This window comes from Mycobacterium sp. E3198, assembly GCF_001667015.1.
Taxonomy (GTDB): domain Bacteria; phylum Actinomycetota; class Actinomycetes; order Mycobacteriales; family Mycobacteriaceae; genus Mycobacterium.
The window spans coordinates 13,015-33,638 of record NZ_LZIS01000099.1; the positions used below are offsets into that span (position 1 = coordinate 13,015).

Annotated in this window: 21 protein-coding genes and 1 tRNA gene; 18 read left to right on the top strand and 4 right to left on the bottom strand. The window is 68.9% G+C overall.

Annotated elements, in window-relative coordinates:
• Positions 1-48 precede the first annotated feature (48 nt).
• Positions 49-135: transfer RNA gene (locus A5673_RS11495), tRNA-Ser, on the bottom strand.
• Between the two features lie 37 nt (positions 136-172).
• Here A5673_RS11495 and A5673_RS11500 point away from each other — a divergent pair.
• A complete protein-coding gene (locus tag A5673_RS11500; RefSeq protein WP_068231577.1) occupies positions 173-1,144 on the top strand; it encodes an NAD(P)H-quinone oxidoreductase in 972 nt (323 codons plus the stop codon).
• An 8-nt stretch (positions 1,145-1,152) separates the two neighbouring features.
• On the opposite strand, the gene A5673_RS11505 is transcribed toward A5673_RS11500, so the two are convergent.
• The gene (locus tag A5673_RS11505) at positions 1,153-2,349 is read right to left on the bottom strand and encodes a cysteine desulfurase-like protein (RefSeq protein ID WP_068231580.1); all 1,197 of its coding nucleotides are present in this window, start codon (positions 2,347-2,349) and stop codon (positions 1,153-1,155) included.
• 102 nt (positions 2,350-2,451) lie between these two features.
• Between A5673_RS11505 and A5673_RS11510 the strand changes: the two genes are divergently transcribed.
• From A5673_RS11510 to A5673_RS11575, 14 genes are all read left to right on the top strand, one after another.
• Positions 2,452-4,431 (top strand): DUF6541 family protein, encoded by a 1,980-nt coding sequence (locus A5673_RS11510; protein ID WP_068231584.1) that lies wholly within the window; start codon positions 2,452-2,454, stop codon positions 4,429-4,431.
• Between the two features lie 14 nt (positions 4,432-4,445).
• Positions 4,446-4,982, top strand: coding sequence for a bacterial proteasome activator family protein (locus A5673_RS11515; RefSeq protein ID WP_156748093.1), 537 nt, complete (start codon positions 4,446-4,448; stop codon positions 4,980-4,982).
• A gap of 10 nt (positions 4,983-4,992) precedes the next feature.
• Positions 4,993-5,790, top strand: coding sequence for an ABC transporter ATP-binding protein (locus A5673_RS11520; protein WP_068231585.1), 798 nt, complete (start codon positions 4,993-4,995; stop codon positions 5,788-5,790).
• Positions 5,787-6,704 carry a glycosyltransferase gene (locus A5673_RS11525; RefSeq protein WP_068231588.1) on the top strand — a complete coding sequence of 306 codons (918 nt, stop codon included), beginning with the start codon at positions 5,787-5,789 and terminating at the stop codon, positions 6,702-6,704. The genes A5673_RS11520 and A5673_RS11525 overlap by 4 nt, the downstream gene beginning before the upstream one ends.
• Positions 6,701-7,531, top strand: coding sequence for an ABC transporter permease (locus tag A5673_RS11530; protein WP_068231592.1), 831 nt, complete (start codon positions 6,701-6,703; stop codon positions 7,529-7,531). Before A5673_RS11525 ends, A5673_RS11530 begins: the two co-directional genes overlap by 4 nt.
• Positions 7,532-7,661: 130 nt before the next feature.
• Positions 7,662-7,991: a hypothetical protein gene (locus A5673_RS11535; protein WP_068231595.1), complete on the top strand. Its 330-nt coding sequence runs from the start codon at positions 7,662-7,664 to the stop codon at positions 7,989-7,991.
• Between the two features lie 33 nt (positions 7,992-8,024).
• Positions 8,025-9,446, top strand: a complete 1,422-nt coding sequence (locus A5673_RS11540) for an HNH endonuclease signature motif containing protein (protein ID WP_068231598.1) — start codon at positions 8,025-8,027, stop codon at positions 9,444-9,446.
• A 54-nt stretch (positions 9,447-9,500) separates the two neighbouring features.
• Positions 9,501-10,040 (top strand): 6-carboxytetrahydropterin synthase, encoded by a 540-nt coding sequence (locus A5673_RS11545; protein ID WP_082958678.1) that lies wholly within the window; start codon positions 9,501-9,503, stop codon positions 10,038-10,040.
• Between the two features lie 133 nt (positions 10,041-10,173).
• Positions 10,174-10,653, top strand: coding sequence for a GreA/GreB family elongation factor (locus A5673_RS11550; protein WP_068231603.1), 480 nt, complete (start codon positions 10,174-10,176; stop codon positions 10,651-10,653).
• 102 nt (positions 10,654-10,755) lie between these two features.
• The gene (locus A5673_RS11555) at positions 10,756-11,121 is read left to right on the top strand and encodes a GtrA family protein (protein ID WP_156748099.1); all 366 of its coding nucleotides are present in this window, start codon (positions 10,756-10,758) and stop codon (positions 11,119-11,121) included.
• Positions 11,122-11,152: 31 nt separating this feature from the next.
• Positions 11,153-12,517, top strand: a complete 1,365-nt coding sequence (locus tag A5673_RS11560) for an FAD-binding oxidoreductase (RefSeq protein WP_068231609.1) — start codon at positions 11,153-11,155, stop codon at positions 12,515-12,517.
• A complete protein-coding gene (locus tag A5673_RS11565; protein ID WP_068231612.1) occupies positions 12,518-13,300 on the top strand; it encodes a decaprenylphospho-beta-D-erythro-pentofuranosid-2-ulose 2-reductase in 783 nt (260 codons plus the stop codon).
• Positions 13,301-13,332: 32 nt separating this feature from the next.
• Positions 13,333-15,165, top strand: coding sequence for a galactan 5-O-arabinofuranosyltransferase (locus A5673_RS11570; RefSeq protein ID WP_068231614.1), 1,833 nt, complete (start codon positions 13,333-13,335; stop codon positions 15,163-15,165).
• Positions 15,166-15,168: 3 nt separating this feature from the next.
• Entirely contained in the window at positions 15,169-18,417 is a 3,249-nt protein-coding gene (locus tag A5673_RS11575) for an arabinosyltransferase domain-containing protein (RefSeq protein WP_156748095.1), read from the top strand.
• A gap of 9 nt (positions 18,418-18,426) precedes the next feature.
• Here the strand turns inward: A5673_RS11575 and A5673_RS11580 are convergent, their stop codons facing one another.
• Both A5673_RS11580 and A5673_RS11585 read right to left on the bottom strand, forming a co-directional pair.
• Entirely contained in the window at positions 18,427-18,753 is a 327-nt protein-coding gene (locus A5673_RS11580; RefSeq protein ID WP_068231620.1) for a hypothetical protein, read from the bottom strand.
• A 21-nt stretch (positions 18,754-18,774) separates the two neighbouring features.
• Positions 18,775-19,074, bottom strand: a complete 300-nt coding sequence (locus A5673_RS11585; RefSeq protein WP_068231623.1) for a hypothetical protein — start codon at positions 19,072-19,074, stop codon at positions 18,775-18,777.
• A gap of 122 nt (positions 19,075-19,196) precedes the next feature.
• Between A5673_RS11585 and A5673_RS11590 the strand changes: the two genes are divergently transcribed.
• Genes A5673_RS11590 through A5673_RS11600 form a run of 3 tightly spaced genes read left to right on the top strand, consistent with a single transcriptional unit; the run spans position 19,197 to position 20,622 of the window.
• On the top strand, positions 19,197-19,523 hold the full coding sequence (locus A5673_RS11590; RefSeq protein ID WP_068231626.1) for a helix-turn-helix transcriptional regulator: 327 nt from the start codon (positions 19,197-19,199) through the stop codon (positions 19,521-19,523).
• On the top strand, positions 19,520-20,002 hold the full coding sequence (locus tag A5673_RS11595; protein WP_068231629.1) for an SRPBCC family protein: 483 nt from the start codon (positions 19,520-19,522) through the stop codon (positions 20,000-20,002). Before A5673_RS11590 ends, A5673_RS11595 begins: the two co-directional genes overlap by 4 nt.
• Positions 19,999-20,622, top strand: a complete 624-nt coding sequence (locus A5673_RS11600) for a maleylpyruvate isomerase family mycothiol-dependent enzyme (protein WP_068231632.1) — start codon at positions 19,999-20,001, stop codon at positions 20,620-20,622. The genes A5673_RS11595 and A5673_RS11600 overlap by 4 nt, the downstream gene beginning before the upstream one ends.
• Positions 20,623-20,624: the final 2 nt, after the last annotated feature.

Genomic DNA, 20,624 nt, shown 5'->3' on the forward strand with positions numbered 1-20,624 from the left:
CCGATGACGCGACTCATGTGTAACCCATGGCTCGACTCATCACATCGGCGGTGGCGGAGGGATTTGAACCCCCGGACGGTTTTAGCCGTCTCTCGCTTTCAAGGCGAGTGCATTAGGCCGCTCTGCCACGCCACCGCTGATAAGCGTAACGGTGGCTAGTAACGTCGCCGTCATGCGCGCGATCGTCGCCGAATCCTCCGATCAACTGTCCTGGCAAGAAGTGCCCGACGCCGCCGCGGGACCCGGCGAGGTGCTGATCAAGGTCGCCGCGGCCGGCGTCAATCGCGCCGACGTGCTGCAGGCCGCCGGCAAGTACCCGCCGCCGCCGGGCGCCAGCGACATCATCGGCATGGAGGTGTCGGGGGTCGTCGCCGATGCTGGCGAGGGCGTCGCGGATTGGGCTGCGGGACAAGAGGTTTGTGCCCTGCTGGCCGGCGGCGGCTACGCCGAGTACGTGGCGGTGCCCGCCGGCCAGGTGCTGCCCGTTCCCGACGGCGTGGACCTCGTCGACGCCGCCGGGTTGCCGGAGGTGGCGTGCACGGTGTGGTCCAACCTGGTGATGATCGCCCACCTGGGCAAGGGCCAGCTGCTGTTGGTGCACGGCGGGGGCAGCGGCATCGGCAGCCACGCGATCCAGGTCGCGACGGCGCTGGGCGCGCGGGTGGCCGTCACCGCCGGGTCGGCCGAGAAGCTGGAGTTCTGCCGCGAGCTGGGCGCCGAGGTCACGATCAACTACCACGACGAGGATTTCGTCGCGCGCCTGCGTGAGGACACCGACGGGGCCGACGTGATCCTCGACATCATGGGGGCGGCTTACCTGGACCGCAACATCGACGCCTTGGCCACCGACGGGCAGCTGGTCATCATCGGCATGCAGGGCGGCCTGAAGGCCGAACTCAACATCGGCAAGCTGCTGGCCAAGCGGGCGCGGGTCATCGGCACCACGCTGCGGGCCCGGCCGGTGACCGGGCCGAACAGCAAGACCGAGATCGTGCAGGCGGTGCGGACGGCGGTGTGGCCGCTGATCGCCGAGGGCCGGGTGCGGCCGATCATCGGCGCGCGCATGCCCATCCAGCAGGCCGGTGAGGCACACCAACAGCTGGTGGGCGGCAAGGTGACCGGAAAGGTCGTGCTGACCGTCTAGCGGCGCGCTCAGCCCAGCGACGCGAGCGCGCGCACCAGCTGGTCGACCTCGGCCGTCGTCGAGTAATGCGCCAGCCCGACGGTGACGGCGCCGCCCACGTCGTTGACGCCCAGCACGTCGAGCGCGCGAGAGCTCTCGTTGGTGATTGCCAGGATTCCGTTGTCCGCCAGGCGCTGCACCACGCGTTCGGCCGGGACGTCCTGCAGGGCGAAGCTGACGACCGGTATCTGCGTCTCGGGCCGGCCGATGACCATCACCAGCGGCAGGGATCGCAGCGACACCATCAGGTAGTCGAACACCCGGTTCAGGTACGCGGTGGCGGACTGCGTCGAGACGGACAGGCGTTCGCGTCGGCTCCCGCGCGCGGACTCGTCGAGGGCCGCCAGGTACTCGACGCTGGCGACCACGCCGGCCAGCAGGCCGAACTGGTGGGCGCCCAGCTCCAGGCGCGCCGGGCCGGTGGCGTTGGGGTCGGTCGAGACGGTGCCGAACGTGGCGATCATCCCCGGGTCGCGGAACACCAGCGCCCCGACCGGCGGGCCGCCCCAGGCCAGCGCGTTCACCGCCACCACGTCGGCGTCGGTCTCCTTGACGTCGAGCAACCGGTACGGCGCGGCCGCGGAGTGGTCGACCACCACCAGGCCGCCGACGTCGTGCACCAGCTTGGTCATCGCCCGCAGGTCGGTGACCGTGCCCAGCGTCGCCGACGCCGTCGACGTGGCGACCAGCCGGGTCGACTTGCCGATCAGGCTCTCCCACTGCCAGGTCGGCAGCTCGCCGGTCTCGATGTCGATCTCGGCCCACTTCACCTTGGCGCCGTAGCGGTGCGCGGCCCGCAGCCACGGGGCGATGTTGGCCTCGTCGTCGAGCCGGCTGACGATCACCTCGTAGCCCAGGCCGGCCCGCGACGACGACGCCTCGGCCAGCGAGGACAACAGGATGGCCCGATCGGCGCCCAGCACGACGCCCGCCGGGTCGGCGTTGAACAGATCGGCCACCGCCGCCCGCGCCGCGTCGAGGACCGCGGCGCTGCGCCGCGCCGACGGGTGCGCGCCGGAGGTGGTGGCGCTCGACCGGCGAAACGCCGTAGACACCGTGGTCGCAACGGAATCCGGGATGAGCATGCCGGCCGGCGCGTCGAAGTGCACCCACCCGTCACCCAGTGAGGGATGCAGTCCGCGCACCCGGGCGACGTCGTAAGCCATGCCAGCCACCTTAGAGCTTCGCAATTCCGCGAAAATTGTGACGGTAGCGGGTGCCCCTCAGGCATTGGCAAGCCGGGTCACCCGGGCAGCCATACTAGTCGAGTGGGCCTGTGGACCGGAACGCTGATCGCACTGTTCCTGCTGATCGCACCGGGTGTGATCGTCGCGCGCATCAACCAGCAAACCTGGCCGGTCGCCATTGCGGTTGGCCCGGCGCTGACCTATGGCGTTGTGGCGCTGGCGATTATCCCGTTCGGTGCGCTCGGAATCCCTTGGAACGGTTGGACTGCGCTGGCGACGCTCGCGGTGGTGTGCCTGGCGGCGACGGGTTTGCAGCTGCTGCTGGCCCGCTACCAGCGCGGCGACGCCGCGAAAGAAGGAGCGCGCGGGATCGGCCGCTGGCCGGCGGCGCTGGTGGCCGCCGGTGTGCTGCTGGGCGCCGCGCTGATCATGTGGGCGGGCTACCGCGGACTCACGCTCTGGCAGTCGATCCCCAGCACGTGGGACGCGGCCTGGCACGCCAACGAGGTGCGCTACATCCTCGACACCGGCCAGGCGTCCTCTACCCACATGGGCGAGCTGCGCAACGTCGAGACCCACCAGCCGCTGTATTACCCCTCGGTCTTTCACGCGCTGACCGCGATCTACTGCCAGCTCACCGGTGCGGCGCCCACCACCGGCTACACCCTGACCTCGCTGGCCGCGTCGGTGTGGCTGTTTCCCTCCAGCGCCGCCACGCTCACCTGGTTTCTGCTGCGCCCGATCAGCACCCAATGGCGCACGGCGGCCGTCTCGGCCACCGCCGCGGCGCTGTCGGCGTCGTTCACCTCGGTCCCCTACGTCGAGTTCGGCGTCGCGGCGATGCCGAACCTCGCCGCCTACGGCGTCGCCATCCCGACGTTTGTCCTGATCGCCTCGACGTTGCGGCACCGCGACCGCGTCCCGGCGGCGGTGCTGGCGCTGGTGGGTGTGCTGTCGGTGCACCTGACCGGCGGGTTCATCGTCATCCTGTTCCTGTTGGCGTGGTGGCTGCTGGACGCCCTGTGGCATCCGGTGCGCGGCCGCCTCGCCGACGCGCTGACCCTGGCCGCCGTCGCCCTTCCCACCGCTGCGATCCTGGCGCCGCAGTTCCTCGGGGTGCTGCGCCAGGCCGACATCATCGCGGGGCACGCGTTCCCCAGCTTCAAGAGCGTGCGGCAGGGCGTCATCGACGCGCTGCTGCTGCACACCCGCCACCTCAACGACTTCCCCACCCAATACGGCCTGCTGGTGCTGATCTACCTCGGGATGGCGATCCTGCTGTACAGGCGGATCTGGTGGCCACCGGCCGTCTGGCTGGTGCTGACCGTGGCGACGATCTACTCCGGGGCGCCGTTCCGCAATCCCGTCGGCCGCGCCATCGAGGAGTTCAGCCAGTTCTTCTACAACGATCCGCGACGCCTGGCCGCCGTGGTGACGATGCTGGTGACGCCGATGGCGGCGGTCGCGTTGTTTTCGATCGTCGCGGTCGTGGTGGGGGCGGCCAGGCTTGTCACCGGCCGGTTCAAACAGGTGCGTTCCCCGGTCTGGACCGCCGCCACGGCGGTCCTTCTTCTGCTGGCCACCGTGCTCACCGCCCGGCACTACCTCTACCGGCACATCGTGCTGTTCGGCGACAAGTACGACTCGGTGATGGTCGATCAGCGCGACCTCATGGCGATGGCCTACCTGGCCACCCTGCCCGGCGCTCACGACACGCTGATCGGCGACTCGAACGTCGACGGCAGCACGTGGATGTACGCGGTGGCCGACCTGCACCCGTTGTGGACGCACTACGACTTCCCACAGCAGACGGGGCCGGGCTACTACCGCTACATCTTCTGGACCTCGGCGCGCAAAGGTGAGTCCGACGCGAAGGTGGTCGAGGCGATTAAAGCGCTCGATATCAGGTACATCTTGACCAGCACGCCCAACGTCAGAGGGTTTGCCACTCCCGACGGGCTAAGGTCTCTGGATAAATCGGCGTCGTGGACGATGGTCTACGACAACGGTGGGGCCCGAATCTACGAGTGGCGCCCGGACGCCGCGGTGCCGCACCCTTAAAGGTCCCAACAAGGATGGTGAATGGATTGACTAACGGCAACGACGGCCCGGACGCCGACGGCATCGAGGTCATCGGCGGCGTCGACCCGCGGATCATGGCGATCCGCGACGCCGACGACGACTCCGACGAGCGTTCCCTGACCGACCTGGTCGAGCAGCCGGCCAAGGTGATGCGCATCGGCACCATGATCAAGCAGCTGCTCGAGGAGGTGCGCGCCGCGCCGCTGGACGAGGCCAGCCGCAATCGGCTGCGCGACATCCACGCGACCAGCATCCGCGAGCTCGAGGAGGGCTTGGCGCCGGAGCTGCGCGAGGAGCTCGATCGGCTCACCCTGCCCTTCAACGAGGACGTCGCGCCGTCGGACGCCGAGTTGCGCATCGCTCAGGCGCAGCTGGTCGGCTGGCTGGAAGGCCTGTTCCACGGCATTCAGACCGCGCTGTTCGCCCAGCAGATGGCCGCCCGCGCGCAGCTGGAGCAGATGCGCCAGGGCGCGCTGCCCCCGGGCCTCGGCAAGCAGGGCGGCGGCTCCGGACACGGGCAATACCTCTAAGTAGCCGACGGTGCCGGGGCCTCATATCGAGACGCGCGACGCGTGGGTGGAATTTCCCATCTTCGACGCGAAGTCACGGTCGCTGAAGAAGGCCTTCCTGGGCAAGGCGGGCGGCACCATCGGTCGCAACAACTCCAACGTCGTCGTCATCGAGGCGCTGCGGGACATCACCATGACGCTCGAGTTGGGTGACCGGGTCGGGCTCGTCGGTCACAACGGGGCCGGGAAATCGACTTTGCTGCGGCTGCTTTCGGGCATCTACGAGCCGACCCGCGGCTGGGCGAAGGTCACCGGGCGGGTCGCGCCCGTCTTCGACCTCGGGGTCGGCATGGACCCCGAGATCTCGGGCTACGAGAACATCATCATCCGCGGGCTTTTCCTGGGGCAGACGCGAAAGCAGATGATGTCGAAGGTCGACGAGATCGCCGAGTTCACCGAGCTGGGCGACTACCTGTCGATGCCGTTGCGCACCTACTCCACCGGGATGCGGGTTCGGCTGGCGATGGGCGTGGTCACCAGCATCGACCCCGAGATCCTGCTGCTCGACGAGGGCATCGGCGCGGTCGACGCCGACTTCCTGAAGAAGGCCCAGTCCCGATTGCAGAGGCTGGTGGAGCGGTCCGGGATCCTGGTCTTCGCCAGCCATTCCAACGAATTTTTGGCCCGGCTGTGCAAGACGGCCATGTGGATCGACCACGGTGTCATCCGCATGACCGGCGGCATCGAGGACGTAGTGCGCGCCTACGAGGGCGAGGACGCGGCGCGGCACGTGCGCGAGGTGCTGGCCGAGACCGCCGGACAGCCGTGAGCGACAACGTCTTTGCCGTCGTGGTCACCCACCGGCGTCCCGACGAGCTGGCCAAGTCGCTGGACGTGCTCAGCGCGCAAACCCGCCTGCCGGATCACCTGATCGTGGTCGACAACGACGGGCCTTCGGCCGAGGGCCGGGTCCGCGATCTGGTTGCCGGACAACCCATTCCGACGACCTATCTCGGCTCGCGCCGAAACCTCGGCGGCGCGGGTGGTTTCGCTCTGGGCATGTTGCATGCGCTGGCGCAGGGTGCCGACTGGGTGTGGCTCGCGGACGACGACGGGCGCCCACAAGACTCGCGCGTGCTGGCGACGCTGCTCGGCTGCGCCGAGAAGTACGGCCTGGCCGAGGTGTCGCCGATGGTATGCAACATGGACGACCCGCAACGGCTCGCGTTTCCCCTGCGGCGCGGGCTGGTGTGGCGCAGGCGCGCAAGCGAATTGCGCACCGAAGAGGGCCAAGATCTGCTCCGCGGCATCGCGTCGTTGTTCAACGGCGCGCTGTTCCGGGCGTCGACGCTGGAATCGATCGGCGTTCCGGACCTGAGGCTGTTCATCCGCGGCGACGAGGTGGAGATGCATCGCCGGCTGGTTCGGTCCGGCCTGCCCTTCGGCACCTGCCTGGACGCGGTCTACCTGCACCCGTGCGGATCCGACGAGTTCAAGCCGATCCTGGGCGGCCGCATGCACACCCAATACCCCGACAACGCCGCCAAGCGGTTCTTCACCTACCGCAACCGCGGCTACCTGATGGCGCAACCCGGCCTGCGCAAACTTCTGTTCCAGGAGTGGATCCGCTTCGGCTGGTTCTTCCTGGTGACCCGCCGCGACCCCAAGGGCCTGGTCGAGTGGATTCGGTTGCGCCGCTTGGGACGTCGCGAGCGCTTCGGGAAGCCGGGAGGGTCGGCATGACATTCATCGACGCGGCGGCCCAGTCGCGGACGTTTGCGCGCGCCCGCAGCGACCTGCTCGACGGCTTCCGCCGGCACGAGCTGTGGCTGCACCTGGGTTGGCAGGACATCAAGCAGCGCTACCGCCGCTCGGTGCTGGGACCGTTCTGGATCACCATCGCCACTGGCACCACCGCCGTCGCGCTGGGCGCGTTGTACTCCAAGCTGTTCCACCTCGATTTGGCGGTGCACCTGCCCTACGTGACGCTCGGGCTGATCATCTGGAACATGATCAACGCCGCCATCCTCGAGGGCTCCGAGGTGTTCGTCGCGAACGAGGGGCTGATCAAGCAGTTGCCGACGCCGCTGAGCGTGCACGTCTACCGGCTGGTGTGGCGGCAGATGATCCTGTTCGCACACAACATCGCCATCTATGTCGTCGTCGCCATCATCTTTCCCAAGCCGTGGTCGTGGGCCGATCTCTCGGTCATCCCGGCGCTGGGGTTGATCGTGCTGAACTCCATTTGGGTGTCGCTGTGTTTCGGCATCCTGGCGACCCGCTACCGCGACATCGGTCCGTTGCTGTTCTCGGTCGTGCAGTTGCTGTTCTACATGACGCCGATCATCTGGAACGACGAGACGCTGCGGTCGCAGGGCGCCGGGCGCTGGGCGAGCATCATCGAACTCAACCCGCTGCTGCACTACCTCGACATCGTTCGGACGCCGTTGCTGGGCGGCCACCAGGAGCTGCGGCACTGGGTGGTGGTCTTGTTGCTCACGGCCGTCGGCTGGCTGCTGGCCGCCTTCGCGATGCGGCAATACCGCGCCCGGGTGCCGTACTGGGTCTAGCAAACCGCTTCGGCCGGCCACCAAGGGCGCGATTTTGCTGCCATACGGCCTATTGAGGGGTTAAATATCCCTGTCGCAGCGAAGGCCTTATTGGGATTGGTAGGCCTGGCCGAAAGATAGGAATCGGCGCATGAACACCAAAGCTCACCTCATCAAGCGGGCACTCGCCGGCGCGCTGGCATCGGGCGCCACCGCCTTCGCCGCTCTCGGATTTGCCGCGGGGACGGCCCACGCCTTCACCTACCCGACCGCGATGTGCAACTACCACGCCTGCAGCTACATCTGGTGTCCCGGAATGCCTTTCCCGCAGCCCAGCGGCGGTACGCCGAATTGGGACATGGGCGTCTGCCACCACTTCATGATCGGCATCATGAGCCCGCATTCGCAGCCCTGGGTGAGCAACGGCGGTGCCAACCGGCAAGTCGCCCCGGAAATCATTGAGGGGGACCCGGGTCCCTAACCCGTGTCGGTCGGTCGGCCTATAGTCGAACCTATGTTCGAAACAATGGCCGACGCCGAAGTGGTGGATGCCATTTCCGATGCGGGGCGCGCGCAGAACGTGGCATGCGCGCGGGAGCTGGCGGCCATCGGTGAGCTGTATGCCCGACGGGCGCCCGATGACGATTCCGAGCGGTTCAGCTGGGTCGTCGACGGTCACGAGAACGTGGTGGCCGAGGTCGCGGCGGCGCTGCGGGTCAGCCGCGGCCGGGCCCGCGGGCGGTTACGATATGCGATCGCCCTGCGTGAGCGGCTGCCCTGTGTGGCGGAGGTGTTTGCGCGGGGCGATATCGATTTCCGGCTGGTGGCGGCGCTGGTGACGCGCACCGAGGTGGTCGATGATGCGGGGTTGATCGCCAAGATCGACGCCGCGGTTGCGCGCCATGCCCCAAAGTGGATGCGGCTATCAGGGCCCAAGGCCGCCGAGCGCATCGACATGTGGGTGGCGCGCTATGACCCCGCCGGCGTGCGAGTGCCCGGCCCGCGCAACGAGAATCGCTACGTCGAGATCGCGTCCACCGACGCGGGGCTGGCCGGGGTGTGGGCCCAGCTGCACGCCACCGACGGGGTCACTTTGGAGCGCAAGCTTGAGGCGTTGGCGAGCACGGTCTGTCGCGACGACCCGCGCACCAAAGGCCAGCGTCTCGCCGATGCCCTTGGTGCGCTGGCCGATGGCGCCGAAGCACTGGGCTGCCAGTGCGGCGGGCCGGATTGCGCTGCGCCGCAACGCGCTTCGGGGATGAACGTCGTCATTCACGTGCTCGCCGAGCAGGCCGCGGTCGATGGCAAATCGCAGGCTCCCGGGTATCTGGCGGGTTTCGGGCCGCTGCCGGCGGAGCTGGTGCGCCAGGTCGCCGGGCTGGCCAAGGTCAAGCCCCTCTGGATTCCGCCGGCCAAGGCGGAGCCGGGCTACCGGCCGTCGGCGGCGTTGGCCGAGTTCGTCCGATTCCGGGACTTGACCTGTCGCTTCCCCGGATGCGACGCGCCGGCTGAAGTCTGCGACATCGACCACACGGTGCCGTTCCCGCTGGGCCCCACCCACCCGTCCAACACCAAACTGCTCTGCCGCTACCACCACCTGCTCAAGACCTTCTATGCGCAGTGGCGGGATCGGCAGGAGCCCGACGGCACTGTGGTGTGGACCTCGCCGACGGGGCATGAGTACGTCACCAAACCCGGCGGGAGCCTGCTCTTTCCGGCGTTGGCGGTCCCTACCGGAGCGCTGGTGCTCCCCACCGATCCGGATCCGCCAGATGAAAGCCGCGGACTCATGATGCCGGCCCGCCGGCGAACCCGAGCCCAGGAGCAGGCGGCGCGGATCAGGTGGGAACGCGGCAGGAATGAAGCGCGCATGGCCGCGGAGGCGGCGCGACGCGCCGAGCGTATTGCCGCCGGCTACGAGCCACCGCCCTTCTAGCGGGGCCAAGAATCTTTCAAGGATCCGACAAGGCGCGGGCTCGACGCTGCACCCATGAATCACATCACCTTCGACGACGACGTCTACGTCGCAACCATGCACCGCGCCGACGCACCGATCGGCCGCAGCGCGCGATTCCACATGCGCAAGCTCTTCGGCGAACTCCCGTGCTGCCATCGCTCGTGGGCCAATGCGGGGAAGCGCTTCTTCCTGCACGGCTACGAGCGCAGCTTCGAAGTCGAGTTCGCCTGCGCACAAACCGAACTCGGCACCGGGCTGGTGGTCGACGTCGGAACCGTCGCCGAAATCCGGTCGGCATTGCGCTACCAGTTCGACCACACCACGCTGATCGCCGAGGACGACCCGCAGCGCGACCTGTTCGAGCTGCTGGCCGAACGTGGCGTCGTCGACCTGCGGATCATGGAGAACACCGGCATGGAGGGCTCGGCGGCCTGGGCGTTCGAGACCGCCGAGCGCATCGTCGCGCTGGCCACCGGTGGCCGGGTGTGGGTGTCCCGCATCGAGGCGCGGGAAAGCCGCAACAACGTGGTCACCCTCACCGCGGGACCCGTGACGGCCAGAGGCTGGGCGTAGCGCGCCGCCCTACTGGGTATGTGTCGAACAATCAAGTTTGCGTGCGCGTAAGGTGGCGGCTGCCTGGTGGTGGGTGCAACACTGTAGCGCTACAGGTCAGCAAGGGACGGCAGACAGGATCGGGTCGACTGACGTGAGCAAAAAAGCCAAGTCGGCGGTGGACACGGCGCGGGAAAACCTCGCCGCGGAGCTGGATCGGCTCAAGCAGCGGCGCGATCGCCTCGAGGTCGAGGTCAAAAACGACCGCGGCATGGTCGGTGACCACGGCGACGCGGCCGAAGCGATACAACGCGCGGACGAGCTCGTCGTCCTCGCCGACCGGATCAACGAGCTGGACCGGCGCCTGCGCAGCGGGCCCTCGACCTCGGACGACTCGGAAACGCTGCCCGGCGGGACCGAGGTGACGCTGCGCTTCCCCGACGGGGAGGTCGTCACGATGCACGTGATTTCCATCGTCGAGGAGACCCCCATCGGCCGCGAGGCCGAGACGTTGACCGCCCGCAGCCCGTTGGGCCAGGCCCTCGCCGGGCGCAAGGCGGGCGACACGGTGACCTACACGACGCCGCAGGGCGAAAACCAGGTCGAGGTCATCTCGGTGAAGCTGCCCCGCTGACTCACCGCCGCCGGCGACGGCCCCGATAGACTCGCCGCAATGATCCCCCCAGAACCCGGCGCCCTTCCCGCGCGCCCACACCTGGGTCTGAGGACACAGGTGATGCGTTTCGTCGTCACCGGCGGTCTGGCCGGGATCGTCGACTTCAGCCTCTACCTGGTGCTGTGGAAGGTCGTGGGGGTGCAGGTCGACCTGTCCAAGGCCACCAGTTTCATCGTCGGCACCATCACCGCGTACCTGATCAACCGCCGGTGGACCTTCCAGGCCGCGCCCAGCACCGCCCGGTTCGTCGCGGTCATGGTCCTCTACGGCATCACCTTCTCGGTCCAGGTCGGCCTCAACCACGTCAGCCTGGTGCTTCTGCACTACCGGGGGTGGGCGCCCGTCATCGCGTTCGTGATCGCCCAGGGCACCGCGACGGTGATCAACTTCGTCGTGCAGCGTGCCGTTATCTTCCGCATCCGCTGACCGACCTGGCCAAGCGGTACCCTCTTTGACGATGTTCACCACCAAGCGGCTCGCGGGCTGGGGGCGTACCGCGCCGTCGGCGGCTTCGGTGCTTTCCACTCCGGACCCCGACGAGATCGCCAAAGCCGTCGCCAACACGGCCGACTCGGGCGGGCGCGGCGTGATCGCCCGCGGGCTGGGCCGTTCCTACGGCGACAACGCCCAAAACGGCGGCGGTCTGGTGATCGACATGACCGAGCTGAACACCATTCACTCCGTCAGCGCCGACACCAAGCTGGCCGACCTCGATGCCGGGGTCAACCTCGACCAGCTGATGAAGGCCGCCCTGCCGTTCGGCCTGTGGGTGCCCGTGCTGCCCGGCACCCGGCAGGTCACCATCGGCGGGGCGATCGCCTGCGACATCCACGGCAAGAACCACCACAGCGCGGGCAGCTTCGGCAACCACGTCCGCAGCATGGACCTGCTGACCGCCGACGGCCAGGTCCGCCACCTCACCCCAACCGGTGAGGACTCCGAGCTGTTCTGGGCCACCGTCGGAGGCAACGGGCTGACCGGGATCATCCTGCGGGCCACCGTCGAGATGACCCCGACGGAGACCGCGTATTTCATCGCCGACGGCGATGTCACCGCCGGCCTGGACGAAACAATCGCGTTCCACAGCGACGGCAGCGAGGCGAACTACACCTACTCCAGCGCGTGGTTCGACGCGATCAGCGCCCCGCCGAAGCTCGGCCGCGCCGCGATCTCGCGCGGCTCGCTGGCCAAGCTGGATCAGCTGCCGAAGAAGCTGCAACGCAACCCGCTGAAATTCGATGCACCCCAACTACTTACGTTTCCCGATATTTTCCCGAACGGGTTGGCCAACAAGTACACCTTCGGGCCGATCGGCGAGTTGTGGTACCGCAAGTCCGGCAGCTACCGCGGCAAAATCCAGAACCTGACGCAGTTCTACCACCCGCTGGACATGTTCGGCGAATGGAACCGCGCCTACGGTCCCGCCGGGTTCGGCCAGTATCAGTTCGTGGTGCCGACTACCGCGGTCGAGGAGTTCAAGGGCATCATCCGTGACATCCAAAAGTCCGGGCACTACTCGTTTTTGAATGTGTTCAAGCTGTTCGGACCGGGCAACCGGGCCCCCCTGAGCTTCCCCATTCCGGGCTGGAACGTGTGCGTCGACTTCCCCATCAAGCCGGGACTCAACGAGTTCCTCAACGAACTCGACCGCCGCGTGCTGGAATTCGGCGGCCGGGTCTACACCGCCAAGGATTCGCGCACCACCGCCGAAACCTTCCACGCCATGTATCCGCGCATCGACGAGTGGATCGCCGTGCGCCGCAAGGTGGATCCGACGGGGGTGTTCGCCTCCGACATGGCCCGACGCTTGGAGCTGCTGTAGATGGTGCTGGACGCCGTGGGAAATCCGCAGACCATCCTGCTGCTGGGGGGCACGTCCGAGATCGGGCTGGCCATCTGCGAGCGCTACCTGCAAAACGCGCACGCGCGAATCGTGCTGGCGGACTTGCCCGATCATCCACGCAAGGCTGACGCCATCGACGCGATGACGGTCGCCGGCGCCAGGTCGGTCGAGTGGATCGACTTCGACGGCACCAAGAGCGACACCCATCCGGCGGTCATCGACCAGGCCTTCGCCGGAGGCGATGTCGACGTCGCGATCGTGGCGTTCGGGGTGCTGGGGGACGCCGAAGAACTGTGGCAGAACCAGCGCAAGGCCGTGCTGGCAGCCGAGATCAACTACACGGCAGCGGTTTCCGTGGGAGTGCTGGTGGGCCAAAAGATGCGCACCCAGGGTTTCGGACAGATCATCGCGATGAGCAGCGCCGCCGGTGAGCGGGTGCGGCGGTCCAACTTCGTCTACGGCTCCACCAAGGCCGGCCTCGACGGCTTCTACCTCGGCCTCGGGGAAGCGCTGCGCGAATTCGGCGTTCGGGTTCTGGTGATCAGGCCCGGCCAGGTTCGCACGTCGACGACGATCGCGCACTGGCAGGCGACCGGCGCCAAGGAAGCGCCGCTCACCGTCGACAAGGAGTACGTCGCCAACCTCGCGGTGACCGCGGCGGCACAAGGTAAGGAATTGGTTTGGGCACCAGCAGCATTCCGTTACGTGATGATGGTGTTGCGACACGTCCCGCGGGCCATCTTCCGCAAGCTGCCAATCTGAGCGCGCGCAACGCCCTGGCCACCCTGGGCCAGATGGCCGCGGCGGTGGCGGTCGCCGTGATCGTGGCCGTGCCGTCGCTGATCGCGATCGCCGGCGTGCAGTGGCCGGCCTTCCCGTCGTCGAACCAGCTGCACGCGCTGACCACCGTCGGGCAGGTCGGCTGCCTGGCCGGGCTCGTCGCGGTCGGCTGGCTGTGGCGCCGGGGGCGTCGCGTCCTGGCCCGGCTGGGCGGGCTGGCGTTCCTGTCCGCGTTCACCGTCGTGACGCTCGGCATGCCGCTGGGCGCCACGAACCTGTACCTGTTCGGCATCTCCGTCGACCAGCAGTTCCGCACCGAATACCTGACCCGCCTCGCGGACAGCGCCGCCCTGCACGACATGACCTACCTCGGGCTGCCGACCTTCTACCCGCCGGGCTGGTTCTGGATCGGCGGCCGCGTCGCGGCGCTGACGGGCACCCCGGCCTGGGAGATGTACAAGCCGTGGGCGATCACCTCGATCGCCATCGCGGTCGCCGTCGCGCTGGTGCTGTGGTGGCGGATGATCCGCTTCGAATACGCGCTGATCGTCACCACCGCGACCGCAGCGGTGACCCTGGCCTACAGCTCGCCGGAGCCCTACGCCGCGATGATCACGGTGATGTTGCCGCCGGTGCTGGTGCTGACGTGGTCGGGCCTGCGGGCCGGCGCGCGCGGCGGTTGGGCCGCGGTGCTCGGCGCCGGGCTGTTCCTCGGCTGGGCGGCCACCTGGTACTCGCTGCTGCTGGCCTTCAGCGCGTTCGCGGTGGCGCTCATGGCGGCGCTGGTATCCGGTGCCCGCTGGCGGCGGGACGGTTTCCGGGCGGCGCTCGACCCGCTGCGCCGGCTGGCCCTGATCGCCGTCATCGCGGCGGCCATCGCGAGCACCACCTGGCTGCCGTTCGTGCTGCGCGCGGCCCACAGCCCGGTCAGCAACAGCGGCAGCGCCTTTCATTACCTGCCGGCCGACGGCGCCGAACTGACCTTCCCGATGCTGCAGTTCTCGCTGCTGGGGGCGCTCTGCATGCTGGGCACGCTGTGGCTGGTCGTGCGCGCGGGCACCTCGGTGCGGGCGGGGGCGTTGGCCGTCGGCGTGCTCGCCGTGTACCTGTGGTCGCTGTTGTCGATGCTGACCACGCTGGCGCGCACCACGCTGCTCTCTTTCCGGCTGCAGCCGACGTTGAGCGTGCTGCTGGTCGCCGCCGGGGTGTTCGGCTTCGTCGAGGCCGTCGCGGCGCTCGCCCCGCGCGGGCGCGCGATCGTGCCGGTGGCCGCCGCGATCGGGCTAACCGGCGCGATCGCGTTCAGCCAGGACATCCCCGACGTGCTGCGCCCTGACCTGACCATCGCCTACACGGACACCGACGGCCACGGCCAGCGCGGCGACCGGCGGCCGCCGAGTTCCGAGAAGTTCTACCCCGTCATCGACGCCGCCATCCTCAAGGTGACCGGCAAGCCGCGCGACCAGATCGTCGTCATGACGGCCGACTACAGCTTCCTGTCCTACTACCCCTATTGGGGGTTCCAGGGCCTGACGTCGCACTACGCCAACCCGCTGGCCCAGTTCGACCTGCGGGCGGCGCAGATCGAGAAGTGGTCCAAGCTCAAGACCGCCGACGCATTCATCGATGCGCTGGACGCCTCGCCGTGGCCCCCACCGACGGTTTTCCTCATGCGCCGCGGGGCGAACAGCACCTACACACTGCGGCTGGCGCAGGACGTGTACCCCAACCAGCCCAACGTTCGGCGGTATACCGTCGATCTGCCGGCGGCCCTGTTCGCCGATCCGCACTTCGTCGTCGACAGCGTCGGGCCGTTCGTGCTGGCGATCCGCAAGCCGACCTCGTAGCGGCTGGAACTAGCATCTACCCCCGTGGACGACGCGGGAGGTAACTACCGGATCGCTCGGGTGGTTGCTATCGTCGCCGGTCTGCTCGGCGCCCTGCTGGCGATCGCGACGCCGCTGCTGCCGGTCAACCAGACCACCGCCCAACTCAACTGGCCGCAGAATGGCGCCTTCAACAGCGTCGACGCCCCGCTGATCGGCTACGTCGCCACCGATTTGAACGTCACCGTGCCGTGTCAGGCCGCCGCCGGGCTGGCGGGACCGCAGAACGCGGGCAAGACGGTGCTGCTGTCCACGGTGCCCAAGCAGGCCCCCAAGGCCGTCGACCGCGGCCTGCTCATCCAGCGCGCCAACGACTACCTGGTGCTCGTGGTGCGCAACGTCGCGGTGGTCACCGCCCCGTTGAGCGAGGTGCTCAGCCCGGCCTGCCAACGGTTGACCTTCACCGCCCACGCCGAGAAGGTCACCGCCGAATTCGTCGGCCTGACGCAGGGACCCAACGCCGAGCATCCCGGCGCGCCGCTGCGCGGGGAGAAAAGTGGCTACGACTTCCGGCCCCAGATCGTCGGCGTCTTCACCGACCTGAGCGGGCCGGCCCCGCCCGGCCTGAGCTTCTCGGCGACCGTCGACACCCGCTACAGCAGCAGCCCCACCACGCTGAAGATGGCGGCGATGATCCTCGGGGTGGTCCTGACGGCAGCCGCCCTGATCGCCCTGCACGTCCTCGACACCGCCGACGGGACCCGGCACCGCCGTTTCCTGCCCGCGCGCTGGTGGTCCGTCGGCGGTCTGGACGCCCTCGTCATCGCCGTGCTGGTGTGGTGGCACTTCGTCGGCGCCAACACGTCCGACGACGGCTACATCCTGACCATGGCGCGGGTCTCCGAGCACGCCGGCTACATGGCCAACTACTACCGCTGGTTCGGCACCCCCGAGGCCCCGTTCGGCTGGTACTACGACCTGCTGGCGGTGTGGGCCCACGTCAGCACCACCAGCATCTGGATGCGGCTGCCCACCCTGGCGATGGCGCTGACGTGCTGGTGGGTGATCAGCCGCGAGGTGATGCCCCGGCTGGGCCACGCCGTCAAGCAGAACCGGGCGGCGGCGTGGACGGCGGCAGGCATGTTCCTCGCGGTCTGGCTGCCGCTCGACAACGGCCTGCGACCCGAGCCGATCATCGCCCTGGGCATCCTGCTGACCTGGTGCTCGGTCGAACGCGCGGTGGCCACCAGCCGGCTGTTGCCGGTGGCCATCGCCTGCATCATCGGCGCGCTGACCCTGTTCTCCGGGCCGACGGGCATCGCCTCGATCGGCGCGCTGCTGGTCGCGATCGGGCCGCTGCGGACGATCCTGCACCGGAGGTCCAAACTGTTCGGCGCCCTGCCACTGGTGGCGCCCCTGCTGGCCGCGGTCACCGTCACCGCGATCCTGATCTTCCGCGACCAGACGCTGGCCGGCGAGATCCAGGCCACCGCCCTCAAGCGCGCCGTCGGGCCCAGCCTCAGCTGGTTCGACGAACACCTCCGCTACGAGCGGCTGTTCATGGCCAGCCCCGACGGGTCCGTCGCCCGCCGCTTCGCGGTGCTGGCGCTGGTGCTGGCGCTTGGGATAACCGTCGCAATGTCGTTGCGCAAGGGCAAGATTCCGGGCACCGCCGCCGGGCCGAGCCGGCGCATCGTCGGCATCACCATCATCTCGTTCGTCGCGATGATGTTCACGCCGACCAAATGGACCCACCACTTCGGGGTGTTCGCCGGCCTGGCCGGGCCGCTGGGCGCGCTCGCCGCGGTCGCGATGACGGCCGTGGCGATGCGGTCCCGGCGCAACCGCACCGTGTTCGCCGCCGTGGTGCTGTTCTTGGTGGCGTTGTCCTTCGCCAGCGTCAACGGCTGGTGGTACGTCTCCAATTTCGGTGTGCCCTGGTCGAATTCGTTCCCCGCCTGGCATTACGCCTTCGCCACCGCGCTGCTCGGGCTCACCCTGCTGGTGCTGCTGCTGGCGGCGTGGTTCCACTTCGTCGATCCCCACAACGGCGCACCCAAAACCCGCCTGGGCGCGCGAGTCGCCGGAATTGTCCAGTCCCCGTTGGCAATTGCGACGTGGATCCTGGTGGTTTTCGAGGTGGCGTCGCTGACGCTGGCGATGACCGACCAGTACCCCGCATGGACGGTGGGCCGCTCCAACCTCGAGGCGCTCACCGGCAAGTCCTGCGGCCTGGCCGAGGACGTGCTGGTGGAACAGGACCCCAACGCCGGCATGCTGGCACCCGTGACGGGCCCGGTGGGCCCGTCAGTAGGAGAAGCCCTGGGCGCGGGCCTGTCGGAAGCGTTCACGCCCAACGGCATTCCAGCCGACGTCCGCGCCGACCCGGTGATGGAACGTCCGGGCGACCGCAGCTTCCTCGGCGACGAGAAGGTGACCACCGGCGCGGAGGCCGGCACCGAGGGCGGCACCACGCCCGCCCCGGGAATCAACGGCTCGGTGGCCCAGCTGCCCTACAACCTGGACCCGGCGCGCACGCCGGTGCTGGGGAGCTGGCGGCCGGGCATCCAGTTGCCCGCTCACCTGCGGTCGGGCTGGTACCGCCTGCCCGCCCGCGACAAGGCGGGGCCGCTGCTGGTGGTCAGCGCGGCCGGCCGCTTCGACCCCCGCGAGGTCCAGGTGCAGTGGGCCACCGACGACCAAGCGGCCGGCGGACACCCCGGCGGGTCCTTCCAGTTGTCGGACGTGGGAGCGTCCCCCGCGTGGCGCAACCTGCGACTGGCGCTGTCCGCCATCCCCGGCACCGCCACCCAGATCCGCCTGGTCGCCGACGACGACGATTTGGCGCCGCAGCACTGGATCGCGCTGACGCCCCCGCGGATTCCGCACCTGCGCACGCTGCAGGACGTGGTCGGCTCGTCCGACCCGGTCTTCCTGGACTGGTTGGTCGGGCTGGCCTTCCCCTGCCAGCGACCGTTCGGCCACCAAAACGGCGTCGACGAGACACCCAAATGGCGCATCCTGCCGGACCGATTCGGCGCCGAGGCGAACTCGCCGGTGATGGACAACAACGGCGGCGGCCCGTTGGGCGTCACGGAGCTATTGGTGAAGGCGACCACGATTGCGACGTATCTGAAGGACGACTGGTCCCGCGACTGGGGCTCGCTGCAGCGGTTGACGCCGTACTACCCCAACGCCCGGCCCGCCGATCTGCAGCTGGGGGTCGCGACGCGCAGCGGCCTGTGGAATCCGGGCCCGCTGCGCCGTACCTAGCGTCGTGCTTCAGCTTCCCGGCGGCTCAGGACACCAGAACAGGCCGCAGTTTCCCGGCGGCTTTCGGATCGGTGCGGGCGGATCAGCGCCGTCCCAGATCGTGTTCCAGCGGCCACCGACGTTGCCCTTCGGGCCGCCAACCAGCAGGTACCAGGTGTGGCAGACGCCCATGTCCCACCGGATGTCGGCCTGCGGCAGGGGCTGTCCCGGACACCATTGATGGGGGCCCTCCGCCCAGGAATCGGCGTGTGCGATTCCGGTGGCGGCGCCGAGGCCGGCCATCGCCACGCCGGTCGACAGCACCGCCCCGGCGATCATCCGCTTCAGCGTGTTCATCGCTGTCAACTCCTCTCGTCGTCACAGGCCGGGCAGGCACAGCCCGGGGATGCAGCCCAAGTCTGGCGGAGGCGTGTCGCCCTCGTAGACGAAATGACCGCGGTTGGCCTGGAATCCGTAGTCGACCCAGTACCAGGTGTGGCAGACGTTCATGTCCCACACCACGTCGGTCTCCGGCAGGTGTTGGCCCGGACACCATTGGTACGGACCGCGGGGCTTGGCCTGCGCGGTGCCGGCGGCAAGCCCCACCCCGGCCACGGCGAAGGTGACCGACAACAGGCCCCCGGCGATGAGCCGCTGCGCGTAGCGATGGGCGCTCATGGGTTTCCTCCTCTGCCTCGGCGGCTGAAGACAGCGGAAGTGTGGCGCATGCCGATTGCGAAATTCTTGCGGCGCGACGGGCCCTTGATCCCGGGGCATCGGTAAGTCTAGACTTACGGTTCGTGGCCACTTACCAAACGGTCGGTGACGCATGGCTGGCGCTGGCCGACGGCACCCGGCGCTCGATCGTCGAACGCCTCTCGCACGGGCCGGCGGCGGTCGGCGAGCTGGCCCGCGATCTGCCGGTCAGCAGGCCGGCCGTCTCGCAGCACCTCAAGGTGCTCAAATCCGCGGGCCTGGTCCGCGACCGGGCCGCCGGCACGCGGCGCGTCTATCAACTGGACCCGACCGGCCTCGAGGCGCTGCGCGGTGAGCTCGACCGATTCTGGGCCCAGGCGCTGGCCGGCTTCGCGAAAACCGTCGAGGAAATGGAGGCAGAACCGTCATGACGCGGACACCGAACGTCACCCACCACGTCGTCGTCAACGCCCCGATCGAGCGAGCGTTCGCCGCCTTCACCGAGCGCTTCGGCGACTTCAAACCGCGCGAGCACAACCTGCTGGCCGTTCCCATCGCCGAGACCGTGTTCGAGCCGCGGGTGGGCGGGCACATCTACGACCGCGGCGTCGACGGCAGCGAATGCCGGTGGGCGCGGGTTTTGGTCTACGAGCCGCCCCACCGCGTGACGTTCACATGGGACATCGGCCCGACCTGGCAGCTGGAAGCCGATCCGTCCAAGACCAGCGAGGTCGAGGTTCGGTTCACCGCCGAGCCCGGTGACCGCACCCGCGTCGAGCTCGAACACCGCAACCTGGACCGGCACGGCGCCGGCTGGGAGTCGGTCGCCGACGGCGTCGACGGGGACGCCGGCTGGCCGCTGTATCTCGATCGCTACGCGCGGCTGCTCAGCGCCGGGGCGCGCCCATGACCGCGACCCTGATGACGATGGCGTGCGCCGAGCGGGCCGACCTCGCCGACTTCCTGGCCACGCTCACCCCGCAGGACTGGGCGGCGCCCACCCTGTGCTCCAAGTGGACCGTCAAAGACGTTGTGGCGCATGTGATCAGCTACGAGGAGTTAGGCCCCGCGGGTCTGCTGAGGCGGTTCGCGAAGGGCTGGGTGGTGCGGGCCAACCAGGTGGGCGTCGACGAGTTCGCCGCGCTGAGCCCGCAACAGCTGCTGGACTTTGTGCGCGACCACCTCACCCCGAAGGGGCTGACCGCGGGCTTCGGCGGCATGATCGCGCTCGTCGACGGCACCATCCACCACCAGGACATCCGGCGCTCGCTCGGCCGGCCGCGCGCCGTCCCCACCGACCGGTTGCAGCGGGTGCTGGATCTGGTGCCCGGCAATCCCAGGCTCGGCGCCGGGCGCCGCATCAGGGGACTTTGCCTGCGCGCCAACGACATCGACTGGACGCACGGCCGCGGGCCCGAGGTCACCGGCCCGGGCGAGGCGCTGCTGATGGCGATGGCGGGCCGGCCGGCGGCGCTGGCGGACCTGGACGGGCCGGGCCTGCCCACGCTGGCCAAGCGGCTCACGAAATAGCC

Coding starts and splice junctions, on each gene's coding strand:
- A5673_RS11500 (WP_068231577.1), top strand. CDS start 173: ATGCGCGCGATCGTCGCCGAATCCTCCGATCAACTGTCCTGGCAAGAA.
- A5673_RS11505 (WP_068231580.1), bottom strand. CDS start 2,349: ATGGCTTACGACGTCGCCCGGGTGCGCGGACTGCATCCCTCACTGGGT.
- A5673_RS11515 (WP_156748093.1), top strand. CDS start 4,446: ATGGTGAATGGATTGACTAACGGCAACGACGGCCCGGACGCCGACGGC.
- A5673_RS11530 (WP_068231592.1), top strand. CDS start 6,701: ATGACATTCATCGACGCGGCGGCCCAGTCGCGGACGTTTGCGCGCGCC.
- A5673_RS11535 (WP_068231595.1), top strand. CDS start 7,662: ATGAACACCAAAGCTCACCTCATCAAGCGGGCACTCGCCGGCGCGCTG.
- A5673_RS11540 (WP_068231598.1), top strand. CDS start 8,025: ATGTTCGAAACAATGGCCGACGCCGAAGTGGTGGATGCCATTTCCGAT.
- A5673_RS11545 (WP_082958678.1), top strand. CDS start 9,501: ATGAATCACATCACCTTCGACGACGACGTCTACGTCGCAACCATGCAC.
- A5673_RS11555 (WP_156748099.1), top strand. CDS start 10,756: ATGCGTTTCGTCGTCACCGGCGGTCTGGCCGGGATCGTCGACTTCAGC.
- A5673_RS11560 (WP_068231609.1), top strand. CDS start 11,153: ATGTTCACCACCAAGCGGCTCGCGGGCTGGGGGCGTACCGCGCCGTCG.
- A5673_RS11565 (WP_068231612.1), top strand. CDS start 12,518: ATGGTGCTGGACGCCGTGGGAAATCCGCAGACCATCCTGCTGCTGGGG.
- A5673_RS11570 (WP_068231614.1), top strand. CDS start 13,333: ATGGCCGCGGCGGTGGCGGTCGCCGTGATCGTGGCCGTGCCGTCGCTG.
- A5673_RS11580 (WP_068231620.1), bottom strand. CDS start 18,753: ATGAACACGCTGAAGCGGATGATCGCCGGGGCGGTGCTGTCGACCGGC.
- A5673_RS11585 (WP_068231623.1), bottom strand. CDS start 19,074: ATGAGCGCCCATCGCTACGCGCAGCGGCTCATCGCCGGGGGCCTGTTG.
- A5673_RS11595 (WP_068231629.1), top strand. CDS start 19,520: ATGACGCGGACACCGAACGTCACCCACCACGTCGTCGTCAACGCCCCG.
- A5673_RS11600 (WP_068231632.1), top strand. CDS start 19,999: ATGACCGCGACCCTGATGACGATGGCGTGCGCCGAGCGGGCCGACCTC.